General features: G+C 35.4%; 12 protein-coding genes. 4 read left to right on the forward strand and 8 right to left on the reverse strand.

Translation table 11 applies throughout. The features are described from left to right. Positions 1-85: 85 nt before the first annotated feature. The 4 genes from DMB95_RS03150 to DMB95_RS03165 are packed head-to-tail and all read right to left on the reverse strand — an operon-like array spanning position 86 to position 3257. Entirely contained in the window at positions 86-892 is an 807-nt protein-coding gene (locus DMB95_RS03150; RefSeq protein ID WP_137633081.1) for an adenylosuccinate lyase, read from the reverse strand. Continuing rightward, complete coding sequence (locus DMB95_RS03155; RefSeq protein ID WP_137633082.1) at positions 861-1613, reverse strand: arginyltransferase; 753 nt, start codon at positions 1611-1613, stop codon at positions 861-863. Before DMB95_RS03155 ends, DMB95_RS03150 begins: the two co-directional genes overlap by 32 nt. Then, positions 1610-1819, reverse strand: coding sequence for a hypothetical protein (locus tag DMB95_RS03160; protein ID WP_137633083.1), 210 nt, complete (start codon positions 1817-1819; stop codon positions 1610-1612). Before DMB95_RS03160 ends, DMB95_RS03155 begins: the two co-directional genes overlap by 4 nt. Position 1820: 1 nt before the next feature. Then, complete coding sequence (locus tag DMB95_RS03165) at positions 1821-3257, reverse strand: acetyl-CoA carboxylase subunit A (RefSeq protein ID WP_137633084.1); 1437 nt, start codon at positions 3255-3257, stop codon at positions 1821-1823. 185 nt (positions 3258-3442) lie between these two features. On the opposite strand from DMB95_RS03165, the gene ftsW reads away from it, so the two are divergent. Together ftsW and DMB95_RS03175 are read left to right on the forward strand one after the other, a co-directional pair. After that, positions 3443-4606 (forward strand): putative lipid II flippase FtsW, encoded by a 1164-nt coding sequence (gene ftsW, locus DMB95_RS03170; protein WP_137633085.1) that lies wholly within the window; start codon positions 3443-3445, stop codon positions 4604-4606. Next, positions 4603-5625 (forward strand): UDP-N-acetylglucosamine--N-acetylmuramyl-(pentapeptide) pyrophosphoryl-undecaprenol N-acetylglucosamine transferase, encoded by a 1023-nt coding sequence (locus DMB95_RS03175; protein WP_142930886.1) that lies wholly within the window; start codon positions 4603-4605, stop codon positions 5623-5625. The genes ftsW and DMB95_RS03175 overlap by 4 nt, the downstream gene beginning before the upstream one ends. Here DMB95_RS03175 and DMB95_RS03180 read toward each other — a convergent pair. Continuing rightward, positions 5617-9129 (reverse strand): acyl-[ACP]--phospholipid O-acyltransferase, encoded by a 3513-nt coding sequence (locus tag DMB95_RS03180; protein WP_142930887.1) that lies wholly within the window; start codon positions 9127-9129, stop codon positions 5617-5619. The genes DMB95_RS03175 and DMB95_RS03180 overlap by 9 nt on opposite strands. Before the next feature lie 296 nt (positions 9130-9425). Between DMB95_RS03180 and DMB95_RS03185 the strand changes: the two genes are divergently transcribed. Further along, a complete protein-coding gene (locus DMB95_RS03185; protein WP_142930888.1) occupies positions 9426-9671 on the forward strand; it encodes an EexN family lipoprotein in 246 nt (81 codons plus the stop codon). A gap of 11 nt (positions 9672-9682) precedes the next feature. Next, positions 9683-9835, forward strand: coding sequence for a hypothetical protein (locus tag DMB95_RS09535; protein WP_162056712.1), 153 nt, complete (start codon positions 9683-9685; stop codon positions 9833-9835). 59 nt (positions 9836-9894) lie between these two features. Here DMB95_RS09535 and DMB95_RS03190 read toward each other — a convergent pair whose 3' ends face one another. From DMB95_RS03190 to DMB95_RS03200, 3 genes are all read right to left on the reverse strand, one after another. Then, positions 9895-11676 (reverse strand): aminopeptidase P family protein, encoded by a 1782-nt coding sequence (locus tag DMB95_RS03190; protein ID WP_142930889.1) that lies wholly within the window; start codon positions 11674-11676, stop codon positions 9895-9897. After that, positions 11673-13184 (reverse strand): peptide MFS transporter, encoded by a 1512-nt coding sequence (locus tag DMB95_RS03195; protein WP_142930890.1) that lies wholly within the window; start codon positions 13182-13184, stop codon positions 11673-11675. The genes DMB95_RS03190 and DMB95_RS03195 overlap by 4 nt, the downstream gene beginning before the upstream one ends. Before the next feature lie 119 nt (positions 13185-13303). Further along, positions 13304-14572, reverse strand: coding sequence for a M20/M25/M40 family metallo-hydrolase (locus DMB95_RS03200; protein WP_142930891.1), 1269 nt, complete (start codon positions 14570-14572; stop codon positions 13304-13306). Positions 14573-14642: the final 70 nt, after the last annotated feature.

A 14642-nucleotide genomic window follows, 5' to 3' on the forward strand; every position in this document is an offset into this window, starting at 1 on the left:
ATTTTTTTAAGCTTTTTTGTGTATATGTGTAAAAAATGAGCTAAAGTCTTATTAAAACTTCGAATTTATAGGAATTTAAAGCCCTTTAGGCATTATTTTTGTAAAGGGCTTTAAGATTGTCATAAGCGATTTGAATTTTCTCAAACTGAACTCTTGCTTGTGCGATCTCACTCATACTCTTGCCATGATAAAAATCTGGGTGATAAAGCTTTACAAGCACAAGATATTTTTGTCTGATTTGATTTAAATCGTTTTCTGGAGAACATTCAAGCACTTGAAAATATGAACTAAAAAGCTTTGCAAGAGCGTTGAATTTCCATTTATTGTCTTCTTTTTTTTGCACCTTGTGTTTGAAATTTTCATACTCTTCCTCATTGACATCAAAGTCAATGCAGTATTTTAAATGCTCATTTGTGCTTGCAAACTCTTCAAACAAAGCAAGCGTGTTTTTATCTTTATAAGAGATGATTAAAAGCTGACTTTCTTCTTTGTATTCACATTCATGATCTTTAAAATACTGCTTTATATAAGAGATAAAAAGCTTTTCATTCGAGCTTAATTTCAAAGCAAAACCAGCTGGCATAAACTCAATCTTTACAAAAATCACCGGCTTGAGTGTATTTTCTTGCTTAAAATTAAGCTTAAAGGTTTTATGATATGCCTCACTTAAATTTGCAAGATCGCCATTTACACTTTCTTTATAACGCTTTTCAAGTAGCTTTAAAAAATATTTTCGCTGAGGAATTTCATCTTCTTGAAAAAAAGAAAAAATCTTATCCTTTTTACCCAAAACCTTTGAAAAATTTTTTTTAATTAGATTTTTAAAATAATGAAAAACGCTTATATCATCGGTATGAACGCTAATTGAACCTAGACTTTGAACGATTTGCATTATAATCCTCCCATAAAAAAGCCTCTTGTGCAAGTGGGCTTGTTTGTTTTAGAATTTCACTTGGACTATAATCGGCTTTATACGACAAAGATTGACACCCTTTGACAAAATATCCTAGATAAATATACTCAAGCCCCCTATTTTGCGCGAGCTTAATCTCTGTTAAAAGTGAAAACTTACCCAAACTTAAATGTGCGTATTCTGGATCATAAAAACAATAAATGCTTGAAATTCCACCCTCAAAGATATCGATAAGATCAACACAAACTAGCTTTTTATCCACATAAAAATCAAGCTCAAAGCCATAATCATTTGCCTCATCAACATAAAGATTATAGTATTGTCTAAAAGAAAGATTATAGACTTTCCACGATCTTTTTTCGCCCATAAAACGATGATATTTTTCATATAAATACAAATGCTCGTTACTAAGCTGGGGCTTTTTAAGATAAATTTGAGTGTGGGTGTTTTTGTTAATCACTCTTCTGTAGCTTTTAGAAAATCTAAATTCACTTGCTTTAATCCTTAAGCCTAAGCATTCATTGCAAGCTGAACAAATAGGGCGAGAAAAATACGCTCCAAAACGTCTCCAACCTCTATTTACAAGCTCAAAATTAAGCTCTTTAGAACAATTCTCGATGAACTTATACTCCATCTTGCAACGCTTACTCTCAAGATAAGGACACTCATCTTCTAAGGTGCAAAAGCCAATTTGCCTCATCGAATTCTTTTTATATCCTCATTTTGAATAAATTCCAAAAACTCAGCAGCCAATCTTTCTTCTTTTTCAGCCACACTTTCAAATTCTTTTTGCGTTTTTTGCTGATCTTTTTTTTCAGGCTTTAAGTCTTTTGCTTGAGTGTGATTTTCTTTGCCCTCTTTAATCATCTGAGCTTTTATATTTTTTAAACTTTCAGTAAAGTCCATTCTACCTGCTTTCTCTGATCTTTTTCAAAGTTGCAGCAATGGCAGCTATAACTTCTTCTTTGTTTTCTTGATGGCGATCTTCTGTCTTTTCTAAAAGCTCTTGCATATGTGTTTCTATAAAGGAAGTATCAAAATACCCTCTTCTAAATTCTTTGATTTTTGTAATAGCGATTAAAAAAGGTATAGTCGTTCGCACATCATCGATGATAAATTCTTTCAAGGCTCTTTCGAGCTTATTGACGACTTGATCATAACTTGTGGCTTTAACGATAAGCTTTGCAAGCAAACTATCATAAAAAGGAGGCACGCTATAGCCTTTGTAAATATGACTATCCACACGCACGCCCGGTCCTAAGGCTGGGAAGTATTCGCTGATTTTACCCGGATTTGGCACAAAATTTTTCCATACATTTTCAGCTGTGATTCTTACTTCTATAGCATAACCTCTTGGATGTATATCACTTTGCTGTAAGTCTAAAATCGCCCCAGAAGCGATCTTAATCTGTCTTACTACAAGATCAACGCCGGTTACTTCTTCAGTGATAGGGTGTTCAACTTGTATTCTTGTATTCATCTCCATAAAATAAAAGCGGTTATAATCATCAAGCAAAAACTCTATAGTTCCAGCATTTGTATAGCCCACTGCTTTAGCTGCTGCTACGGCTGTTACGCCTATAGTTTTGCGTAAATTTTCACTAATACTAGGACATGGAGCGATTTCTATAACCTTTTGATGACGACGTTGTATAGAACAATCTCTTTCACAAAGATGAATGATGTTGCCATAATTATCGCCTAGAATTTGAAATTCTATGTGACGTGGATTTTCTATGTATTTTTCCATAAAAACTTCATCGTTATTAAAAAAGCTCAAAGCCTCTCTTTTGCAAGATTCAAAGGCATTTTCAAGCTCTTCTTCCTTACGCACGACACGAATTCCGCGTCCTCCGCCACCTCCACTTGCCTTTAAGATCACAGGATAGCCTATCCTTTCAGCATAGTTTTTAATCTCTTCTAAGGTGTTATTATTGAGCTTTTCAGTGCCCGGAACTACAGGAATTCCGTTTCTACTCATCAAATACCTTGCGATATTTTTATTTCCCATTTTGCGAATAATGTCTGATTTTGGTCCTATGAAGATAATCCCAGCGTCCTCGCACTCTTTAGCAAATTCATAATTTTCACTCAAAAAACCATATCCTGGATGTATAGCATCAGCACCGCACGCCTTAGCGATCTCAACTATCCTCTTTCCGTCCAAATAGCCCCTAATCGCATCAGTTCCTATCCTATAAGCTTCATCAGCGATTTTTACATGCAAACATTCTCTATCTGGCTCTGTAAAAATAGCTACATTTTTAATGTGTAAATCCCTACACGCTCTGATAATCCTAACGGCTATTTCTCCACGATTGGCGATTAAAATTTTATGAATCATCACTTGCCCTTACAAAAAGATTTTCTTTTACAATTATAAGCAAAAATCTTTAATTTTGTTTGAAATTTTTCTCAAAAAGACTTTTAAAAATTTATAAGAACAAAACCTTAAAATTTATAAATTCTAACAAGGCTTTAAGCCAAATTTTTATACAATAAGGCTTTTTGTAACAAAAAAGGAAAAGTGTGCTTGCAGATAAACAACTATTTTACCTCTCTTGTATCTTAATCACTATAGGCATAGTCTTTTCTTATTCTTTAAGTGCTTTTGTGGTGCTGTATTTTAACTATGATGAATTTCATTTTTTCATTCGTCAGCTTGCCTTTGGGGTAAGTGGAATTTTGATTATGTTTTTTATCTCAAAGCTTGATCCAGACGGAGTTTATTTTCACCGCATAATGATTGCTTTATTACTCATATCTTTCCTAGCTATTATTATCCTGCCTTTTTTGCCTAATTCTTTAGCTACTGCAAGCGGTGGAGCAAAACGTTGGATAAGACTTGGGGCAGTTTCTATTTCACCGGTTGAATTTTTTAAGATAGGTTTGATTTATTTTTTAGCATGGTCTTATACAAGAAGGATTGATGAGAGTAAAAAGGCAATAAAACACGAAATACTCATACTTTTACCCTATGTTATCGTGGCTTTAATCGTTATAGGCTATATTTATCTTACTCAAAATGATCTTGGACAAAGCGTGATTTCTTTTTTCTTAATCCTTGCGCTTGCCTTTTTTGCTGGAGCAAGCAAAAGACTTTTTGCTTTTGGGCTTGTTATCGTTACACTCATTGGTTTTTTGGTAATCTTTAGCAATCAAAGGCGGATTGAACGCATTATGAATTGGTGGGGCAATATCCAAGATGCTTTTTTGCCTTTTTTCCCAGAATGGATTGCAAATGCTTTAAAAGTTAGCTCAAACTCAGAACCTTACCAAATTTCACACTCCTTAAATGCTATAGCACACGGAGGCTTTTTTGGCGAGGGTTTAGGGCTTGGGATATTTAAACTTGGCTTTTTAAGCGAGGTGCATACAGACTTTGTGCTTTCAGGTATTACTGAAGAAGTTGGGCTTTTTGGCTTGGGCGTGGTTTGTGTGCTGTATTTACTGCTAATCTTGCGAATTTTTCGTATAGCTGGACGTTGTGAAAATAAGGTGCATTTTATCTTTTGTTCTGGTGTGGCTTTACTCTTGCTATTTAGCTTTTTTATGAATGCCTTTGGTATTATTTCTTTAACCCCACTTAAAGGTGTGGCTGTGCCTCTTTTAAGCTATGGGGGAAGTTCTATGTGGAGTATTTGTATAGGCTTGGGCTATGTTTTAATGATCTCAAAAAAGGTGAAGTTATGAAAATAATCCTTACAGGAGGAGGCACAGGCGGACATTTAAACATAGTTGCTTGCTTGCTTGAAAGTGCTTTAAAAAAGGGCTTAGAATGTATTTATATAGGCAGTGAAAGTGGGCAAGATAAAGCTTGGTTTGAAAATGAAGATGGTTTTACGCAAAAGCATTTTTTAAGTAGCAAAGGCGTGGTTAATCAAAAAGGCTTAGGCAAAGTTAAAAGCCTTACGCATACTCTTAAACTTGCTTTACAATGCAAAGAAATCATACGCAATGAAGATGTAAAAGCTGTTTTTAGCGTAGGTGGGTATTCAGCAGCGCCAGCTTCTTTTGGGGCGATTTTAAGCAAAACACCGCTTTTTATACACGAGCAAAACTCAAAAAGTGGGAGTTTAAATAAACTTTTAAAACCTTTTTCAAAAGGCTTTTTTAGTGCCTTTGAGCCTATTTTTTGTCCTTATCCTATAAAAGCTTGCTTTTTTGAACAAGCAAGGATAAGAAAAGAGCTAAAAACCATCATTTTTCTAGGCGGTTCTCAAGGTGCTAGTTTTATCAACGCCCTTGCTTTAAAGCTTGCCCCAAAGCTTAATGAAATGGGCATACAAATCATTCACCAAGCAGGAAAGCTTGAATTTGAAAAATGCCAAAATGCTTATAAGGAGCTGGGGATAAATGCGGAAGTTTTTGCTTTCAAGCCAAATTTAGAACAAAAAATGGAAGAAGCGGATTTAGCCATATCAAGAGCTGGGGCAAGCACACTTTTTGAACTTAGCGCAAATGCTTTGCCTACACTTTTCATACCTTATCCAAGCGCAAGTAAAAATCATCAGTATTTTAACGCGAAATTTTTATTTGATCAAAACTTGTGTCAAATTTTTACCCAAGAGCAAGCACAAAATGAAGCCCTGCTTTTACAATCCATACTCAAATTAAAGCTTGAGCTTATCTCAAGCAAGCTTAAAGCACAAGAGTATAGCAATGGAGCTGATTTTATGCTTGAATATATGTTTAAACATATATTAAGATAATTTTTCTTTAGCTAACTCTTTAGCACCCTTTAGATCAACTTTACCAGAGCCAAGAAGTGGAATTTTTTCAACTCTTAGTATCTTACTTGGTTTAAAAATAGCCGGTAAATTTGAGTTTTTAATCTGCTCGCTTATGCCCTCAAGTTCATCTTGCTTGCACTCAAGCAAAAGCACTACACTTTCGCCCTTTTTCTCATCTTCTAAGGCTACAGCCACAAAGCGAATTTCTTCATTTGTAATGATTTTGGCTAGTTCTTCTTCAAGTGCACCAAGCGAGATCATCTCACCACCTATCTTAGCAAAACGAGAATACCGATCTACGATATATAAAAAGCCATCTTCATCTAAATGCCCCTTATCGCCTGTTTTGTACCAGCGAATTCCATCAAGCTCAAGCACCACTTCATCAGTCTTTGCCTTATCATTAAGATAGCCAACCATAACCTGATGTCCGCCTACTAAGATAAGCCCATCTTCATTTGCTTTAAGGCTTTGAAGTGTATTTGGATCAACTATCCTTATGGCAGTTCCAGGCAGTGGCATACCCACACTTCCTTCCTTAGAAGCGCGGTGCAAAACCCAATACTCTGGATCAAATTTATTTGGTAAATTTACACTTGCAACCGGCGTAGTTTCAGTCGCTCCATACCCTTCATAGATATTTTTCTTAAATTTCATCTCAAAAGCCGTTCTTACCTCGCTTTTAAGCTTTTCAGCCCCACTTACAACTATACGCAAATTCTCAAACATTAAAGCATCAAGCTTTTTATTGCGCGCATAAATTCCAAGAAAGGTTGAAGTCCCACACATTATGCTTACATTGTTTTTCGCTACAGCCTTAGCCACACCAACTGCATCAGTTGGATCAGGAAAGCTTACACTTAAGATAGAGTCTAAAAATGGCAAAAATGTCGTAACCGTTAGCCCAAAAGCGTGAAATGGTGGTAAAGATGAAAGTATAACATCATCATCTTTAGTGCAAAGTACATCTGAAATTTGAGCGATATTACTCATGATATTGCGGTGATTAAGCATTACGCCTTTTGGAGTGCCTTCACTTCCGCTGCTAAAGAGTATGGCTGCGATAAATTTATTATTGTTTTGATAAGCAAAGGCTGATTTGATCCAAGCACTAGGAGTAAGACTTACAAGAGCTAAAAAGCTTAGAATTTGCACCTTTTTAGCCTTAAACTCAGCGATAATGTCTTCCATAAAGATGATTTTCACACTCTCATCAAAGCTTAAAGTTACGCCTTTACTCTCAAGCTTTTCAAGGAATTTTTTAGAAGTGTAAATTTGCTTTATACCAGCATTTTCTACAGCTAAATTTAAAGCCTTAACTCCAGCTGTAAAATTTAAATTTACAACCACCTTTGAAGCGATAAGCACAGCAAAATTACACAAAGAGCTAGCCAAACTTGCAGGCAAGATTATGCCTACACATTCTTCTTTTGGTGCAAACTCACCTTGTTTTGGCACAATCTTAAAAAGCTTTGAGTTTTGCTTAATCTTAAGCGAGAGCATTAAAGCAAGAGCTAAAAAACGACGATATGTCATACTTCCACTTAAAGGATCGACTATAGCTACTCTTGAAAGATTTTTCTTTGCATTGTCGATAAAAGCCCTAGCTATGGTTTGCATATTATCGCATTGTGATTGCCAAGCGATGAAAGAAAGATCAAAGACTTTAGCTTTAACTTCTTCTTTGTTTGAATGAAGGCTCATAGGCTTACCAAAGGCTATGGCTATATTTCGCTTTGCAAAGCTTCTATGTCTTGCTGAAAAGCCCTCATCGCTTCTTGAAAACGAGCTGCCCCAAAGCCCTTTGATATAAAAAGGCAAGATAATGCCGTCATTTTCTTTAAGCTGAGAGCAAATTACCTCAAACCCAGCCTTAAATTCATTCAAATGTCCATGTCTTGAAAGCACACCCTCAGGAAAAATACAAACCAAATGCCCTTCTTTGATATGTTTTGCAACCTGCTCCATCGCTCCTTTACTTGCTGCTGAAGAAACAGGTATCACACCAAAGCGATCAAGAAAAATTCGCATATACCACTTCGCATAAATGCTTTTTTCCATGACAAAATATACCTTGCGAGGCACAGCCATTTGCACCACAGCCCAATCAATAAAAGAAATATGATTTCCCAAAAGCAAAGCACCGCCTTTTTCAGGCACATTATCAAAGCCCTCAACAAGCAAACGATAGCGTTGAAAAAATGCCAAGGAGACTAAAATTCTCACTAAAGAAAAAGGCAAAAGCAAGACAACATAGCACGCCCCAAAAAAAGTAACGACGATATTAAAATAAAAAAGATTTTCAGCCCTCACACTTAGCAGGGCACAAGCTGTAGCAAGCACAAGAAAAGCAAGCATAGCTATATTTTCGATGAAGTTTTTGCCAGCTAGGATTTTACCAAGATCATGCTCTTTTGCACGAAACTGAATAAGCGAGGTTAAAGGTATGGTAAAAAACGCCCCACACAACCCAAATACAAAAAAGATACACGCATAAATAAACAAATTCTCAAAAAAAGGCACTAAAAGCGTAGTGAGAAAAACACCTAAAGCACCAAGGGGTATAAAGCCAAGTTCGATATAGTTTTTTGAAAAACGTCCAGCGATTAAAGAGCCTACAATCACACCAAGTCCAGAGCAAGCCATACTCGCTTGCACAAAAAAGGTATTTTCAACGCCTAAATAACTTTTTGTATAGTTTGGAAAAGCTACTAAATAAAGCTGAGAAATAGACCAAAACAAAGCCACTCCAAAGATACACAGCCAAATCACTTGATCTTTAAACACCAAACCTAAATTTTGTGCTAAAAGCTTGCCTCTAACATAAGCTTTTGTATCAAATTTAGCCTTTGTATCGCCTTCTTTTAAATGTGGCAAACGAAACGCCATAAAAAGCTCAAAACAAGCAAACAAAACCAGCACAAAACCTAAAGGTGCAACATCTTTTAAAACCTGCTCAGGCTCAGTTGTTCCCACTTGATAAAACAGCTCAAAACTCAAAGAAAATACGCTCATACCAGCTAAAATTGCTACTATGCTAATCGCAGCTATAGCAGCATTACCAAGAGTAAGTAAGTCTTTACCGACAAGCTCTTTAATAAAGCCGTATTTTGAAGGCGAGTAAAGCGCTGATTGCACCGCCATTAAAAAAGTCATTGCAAAAGCAAAATAAAAAGCCCCTATAAAATACGCCACGCAAATGATAAGAGTTAAAATCACAGAAGCAAAAGCTGAAATTTTCATTACCAAATTTTTTGGAAATTTATCCGCCAAAAAGCCAGACGGCGATAAAAACATGATGAAAGGAAGGAGCATTAAGGCATTGACTATAGCCGTTAAAAAAAGTTGTGTATCGCCTGTATAGACTTTGTAGATAGTATTTTGAATGATGATCTTATGTCCTAAATCCACAAAAGCATTGATAAAACCCACAAGCAAAAAAGGTATTACCCCATAAATCTTTAAAAAAGGCATTTGTTTCATAATCCATCCTTGTTTTTATCAATCAAACTTAAAATAAAATTCTCATTATATCTTAATAAATGCAATTTTAAGTAGGAAAAATTTCACTTTTTAAAACTTAAATTTACTAAACGAGCCCTTTTAAAGAATTTTCTTTACTTATCTTAGAAAGCTTTATAAATGATGAAGAATTTAAAAATTCTTTTTTTAAAATAATAAATCAAGAAAAATATGATAAAATTAAAAAGATTTACAATAAACTCCTAGAAGCTTATATGTAGATTTTTAAATTTTAACTTCTTAAAAAAGGACACACAATGAAAACAAAAATTTTACTCTTGGCTGTTTTAGCTACAATACTTTTTAGTGCTTGCTCAGAAGAACCAAAAAGCGTTGAATACTATAAAAACAACCCTGAAGAAAGAAAGAAAAAAATCAATGAATGTTGGAAAAAATTATATGATTACATGGCAAAAAATCCTCAAGCAAAAGATAAAGATCTTGAAAAAGTACTTGGAAAAGATTGTATGAATGCAGATGAAGCAGGAAAGCTATGGAAGTAAGAGACTAAAAGATGAAAAATAAAAATAACTATTTTAATGTTCAAATAGACAAAAACAATGATGAGGAATTTTTATATCTACTTGAAAAAGCTCCTTATACTAGCGAAGAAGAAATAGGTGAGTTTTTTTCTCACCTTGCTTTCTTGATAAAATGCAAAATTTGACTGATTAAAGCCGTATTTAATTTTTAGTTTTTCTATAAAATACGGCTTTGTAAGCAAGTTTATAAAGCCTTTGTTTTTCTTTTTAGCCAAGCTAGAGCTTCGCCTTTGAGTTTTACAGAAAGTTTTTTAAATACAAGTTTATGATAGTCATTTAACCATTTTTGTTCACTTTCATCAAGCATTTTAAGCTCTATGCAAGTCTTTTCAAAAGGACAAAGCGTAAGCGTTTCATAGCTCATAAACTCGCCAAATTCGTTTTTGTGCTCTTCTTTGATCGCGACTAAGTTCTCAAGCCTTACGCCGTGCTTATTTGCTTTGTAAATTCCAGGTTCTATAGAGTGAAAAACACCTTTTAAGGCTATATTATGTGCGTTTAGGGGAGTATGCACTGAAAGCACAGCTGGTCCTTCATGCACATTTAAAAAATACCCTACTCCATGTCCGGTGCCGTGCATATAATCAAGATGGTTTTGCCATAAATTTAATCTTGCTATGCTATCAAGCAAAGGCAAGGCGATATTTTTTGGAAAAACAGCCCTACTCATAGCAATCAACGCCTTTAATACTAAGGTGTAGTCTTTCTTTTGTTCTCTTGAAATTTGATGTATTGGCACTACTCTTGTGATATCTGTAGTGCCGTTTTCATACTGAGCGCCTGAATCAATAAGCAAAAGTCCATTACCCTTGATCTTGCTAAAACTTTCCTTAGTCGCTCTGTAGTGGGGTAAAGCCCCATTTTCATTAAAGCCAGCGATGACACTGAAGCTATTGCTTATAAATAAAGGATTTTTAGCTCTAAAGGCTGTGATTTGATCATTAATATCAAGTTCGCTAAGCTCTTGTTTTTGCTTTAAAGCCTTTTCTAGCCACGCAAAAAATTCGCATAGTGCAACTCCATCACTTATCATAGCGTTTTTGATATTTTGAATTTCTTTGTCATTTTTGCAAGCTTTAAGCAAAGTGCTAGGATTTGGTGCTTTAACGAGCTTTAAGCCTTGTTTTTTAAGAGCTCTTGCTATAAAAACACTTGTTTTAAGTGGATCTATGAGTATATGGGATTTTGGAAGTGTTTTGATAGTATTTATGAGCTCCTCATACTCTTTAAGCTCAAAACCCTCCTTTAAAAGCTTTGCTTTAAGCTTCATATCAAGACTTTTTAAAGAGGCAAATAAAACAGCTTCTTTTTTACCTATACACAAAAAAGATAAAAAAACGGGATTGCATTCTATATCTTTACCTCTTAAATTCGTGATATAAGCGATATCATCAAGACTTGAGATGAGATGATAAGAGGCGTTTAACTCTTTCATTTTGGCTCTTATTTGAGCTAGTTTTTCACTCCTGCTCGCACTGATAAAAGCCTTTTTTTGCTCATAAATTTCTTTTCTAGGTAAAGGAGGTTTTGGCACAAACAAAGGCTCGCTTAAGTCCTTAAAAATAAGCTTGTTTTTTTGAGCTTTTAAACTTTTTTTAAACTCCTTGCAAGCACTTACACTTAAGCTTTTTGAATCCACAGCTACGCAGGATTGTTTTAAATGCTTGCTTAGATAACTTATGTAAGAATTTGTCGGGCTAAGTTTCTCAAGCCTTATGCCACTTCCCTCAAGTTCTTTTAAGGCTTGCAAGTGATAGCGCCCATCAGCAAAAAGCAAAGCCTCATTTTCAAGCACCACTAAAGTGCCAGCCGAGCCTGTAAAGCCACTGAGAAAAGCTCGCTGTTTAGCGCAAGCTGGCAGGTATTCATTAAAATGTATATCACTACTAAGCACCACAAAAGCTGAAATTTTTTCTTTTTTCATACTTGTTTGTAAGGCTTTGATGCGAGAGGCGTAAATACTCATTTTTCTTCCTTTTTAAGCATAGCATAAATTGGTTTTTTAACAATAAAAAGCACTAAAGCAATGATAAAAAGAGCTAAAGCGCATTGAAAAAACAATGTTGGCAAATTTTCTATCTCATCAGCTCTTACGCCCCCACCTATAAGTCCAGCGACTATATTTCCAAGTGCTGAAGTTACAAACCACAAGCCCATAACTTGATTTTGTATGATTTTAGGAGCGATTTTTGACATTATAGAAAGCCCTACCGGACTAAGACAAAGCTCGCCCATAGTCAAAAACCAGATACTCACAATAAGCCAAAGCATAGACACGCTTTGTCCCCCACTTGCTAAAACAAGCTTAGCCGCAAAGATCATCACACCAAAGCCAAGCCCAGCACCGATAACACCTAATGCAAATTTAGTAATAGAACTTAACTCAAAGCCTTTTTTAGCTAAAAATATCCAAAACGCACTCATCAAAGGTGCAAAGATAATGATAAAAAGAGGATTTAAGGCTTGAGACCAAGCAGCTGGAATTTCATAACCAAAGATAATCCTATCTGTAAAATCTTGCGCAAAAAGGTTGAAAGAGGTTGGTTTTTGCTCAAATGCACCCCAAAAAAACACAGCTGCTATAAAAAGCACGATTAAAACGATAAGATTTTTCTTTTCGCGTCTATCAAGCTTTAAAAAGATGAAAAGATATGCAAAATACACTAATGTGCAAACTAAAATGATAAATATCATATTTTTAGAAAGGCTGACTGAATTGATAGTTAAAAAACCGCTCACACACAAGATAAAAAGTAAAGCAAAAATCAACACTATAGCGACAATAAAGCCTTTAGCAAGACGTGAATTTGTGCCTGTGATCTTGTCCCATTGGGCATTTATAAGGTGCAAGTTTTGAAATTCATAAAAGTCTGGAATAGTTTTAAAATAAAATATAATCAAAGCCACAAGCATACCAAGCCCACCTATACCAAAACCAAGATGGTAGCCAAAATTTTGTTGCACAGCCCCACAGATTAAAGGAGCTACAAACGCACCGATATTTATCCCCATATAAAAGATAGTAAAACCAGAATCCCTTCTTGCGTCCTCTTTGGTATAAAGCATACCCACCATCACAGAAGAACAAGTCTTAAAAAGCCCTGTGCCAGCGACGATAAAAGCAAGCCCTAAGAAAAATGAAGCATGCCAAAAAAAGGACAAGGCGATAAGCAAATGTCCAAGAGCAATGATAACTGCTCCATAAAATACAGCCTTTTTTTGCCCAAAAAGATTATCTGCTAGCCAGCCACCCGGTAAGGCTGCAAGGTATAAGCAACCTCCAAATATACCCACAATCGCCGCCGCTTCGCTCCTATCCATGCCAAGCCCACCCTCAAAAAGTGTAGCAGCCATAAAAAGCACGAGCAAAGGACGAATTCCATAAAATGAAAATCTCTCCCAAAGCTCAGTCATAGAAAGAGAAAAAAGCGGTTTTGGGTGCCCTAAAAAAGAAGTGTTAATCTTGTCTTTCATTGTGTATCCTTGTGTTGTTAAAGTTTTATTGTAGCAAATTTTAAAATCATTGTTATGGAAAAACACTTTTTTAAAGCTTTAAATTTCAAATTTACCCTTTTTGAAAATAAAATTTTCTTTCACTGAAAACGAGCACACAAAGCTTGCACAACTTTGTAAATTTTAGCTGTAGAAGCAAGATCAAGACGCTCATCTATAGAATGAGGATTAAAGATATTTGGTCCTATAGAAGCGCACTTTAGGGCTTGTTTTTTCTCAAGCACCCCGCATTCAAGCCCAGCATGCACAGCTAAAATTTGAGCTGTTTTAAATTCCTTCTTAAGCTCTTCAAGCACAGCTTCGGTAAAATCATTCTCCTGCCCTTCCCAAGGAGCGTAAAAATTTGACGAGCTGGTTTTAAAGCCAAAGCTTTCAAAAAAGGTTTTGGTTTCAAACTCTAAATTTCTTAGTCCCTCAAGTGTATTTGATCTTGCAAAAAGCTCGATTTGTATAGCATTTTCTTTCATTTTAAGTAAGGAGAGATTAATGCTTGTTTGCACTATGTTTAAATGTTTATCAAATGCTCTTACACCTTGAGAAAAGGCATTTATAGTATAAAGCAAGTTTTGACTTTGCGCGCAAGCTAAAAACTCAGCTTCGTTTATAAATTTACACTTAATATGCTCGCTTTGCAAAGGTTCATTTTTAAAACAAACTAAGGCTTTAGCGTGTTTTGGTATAGAGTTTATCCTCTCTCCGCCTTCAAATTCTACTATCACGCCCTCATTTTTAAAGATAAAGGCGGCAAGTTCTTTGATCGAGCTTTTGACATTGTTGATTATATCCATACCAGAATGCCCGCCTTTAAAGCCTACGGCTTCAAGTTCATAGAGTTTTCCTTTCATTTTTTCTCTAGTAAAAGGCAAAATAGCTTCTATATCCACGCCCCCAGCACAGCCAATAACCACCTCATCATCAATCTCATGATCTAAATTTAAAAGCTTATTTGCACAAAGCTTACCCTCAAAGGCGTTTGCCCCTAAAAGCCCTACTTCTTCATCATTTGTCAGAAGGCATTCTAAATTTTTAAACTCACGCATAGCAGCTAAAATCATAGCCAAACCTATGCCATTATCCGCCCCAAGACTTGAGTTTTTAGCCTTTAAAAAGCCATTTTCTTCAAAAAGCTCTATCTTTGGAGCTTCGCCCATACAAACCATATCATAATGAGCTTGCAGACAAATTTGTGGCTCGCCTTTGATACAATGGATATTGCCAGCCTTATCACTTGTCACCTTAAAACCAGCTTCTTTTGCAAATTGCTCTAAAAACTGCTTGAGTTTTATGGTATCAAAGCTGCAATGTGGAATTTGGCTGATTTGTGTAAAGTGTCCTAAAACTTCTTGCATAGATTTTCCTTATATTTTTTAAATTTTAATTTAAAAGTGTAGCATAAAATTTTAATTTTATCTTAAATTT

The organism is Campylobacter sp. MIT 12-8780, assembly GCF_006864535.1.
GTDB lineage: Bacteria > Campylobacterota > Campylobacteria > Campylobacterales > Campylobacteraceae > Campylobacter_D.

Coding starts and splice junctions, on each gene's coding strand:
- DMB95_RS09535 (WP_162056712.1), top strand. CDS start 9,683: ATGAAAAATAAAAATAACTATTTTAATGTTCAAATAGACAAAAACAAT.
- DMB95_RS03165 (WP_137633084.1), bottom strand. CDS start 3,257: ATGATTCATAAAATTTTAATCGCCAATCGTGGAGAAATAGCCGTTAGG.
- DMB95_RS03195 (WP_142930890.1), bottom strand. CDS start 13,184: ATGAAAGACAAGATTAACACTTCTTTTTTAGGGCACCCAAAACCGCTT.
- DMB95_RS03150 (WP_137633081.1), bottom strand. CDS start 892: ATGCAAATCGTTCAAAGTCTAGGTTCAATTAGCGTTCATACCGATGAT.
- DMB95_RS03180 (WP_142930887.1), bottom strand. CDS start 9,129: ATGAAACAAATGCCTTTTTTAAAGATTTATGGGGTAATACCTTTTTTG.
- DMB95_RS03160 (WP_137633083.1), bottom strand. CDS start 1,819: ATGGACTTTACTGAAAGTTTAAAAAATATAAAAGCTCAGATGATTAAA.
- DMB95_RS03185 (WP_142930888.1), top strand. CDS start 9,426: ATGAAAACAAAAATTTTACTCTTGGCTGTTTTAGCTACAATACTTTTT.
- DMB95_RS03190 (WP_142930889.1), bottom strand. CDS start 11,676: ATGAGTATTTACGCCTCTCGCATCAAAGCCTTACAAACAAGTATGAAA.
- DMB95_RS03155 (WP_137633082.1), bottom strand. CDS start 1,613: ATGAGGCAAATTGGCTTTTGCACCTTAGAAGATGAGTGTCCTTATCTT.
- DMB95_RS03175 (WP_142930886.1), top strand. CDS start 4,603: ATGAAAATAATCCTTACAGGAGGAGGCACAGGCGGACATTTAAACATA.
- DMB95_RS03200 (WP_142930891.1), bottom strand. CDS start 14,572: ATGCAAGAAGTTTTAGGACACTTTACACAAATCAGCCAAATTCCACAT.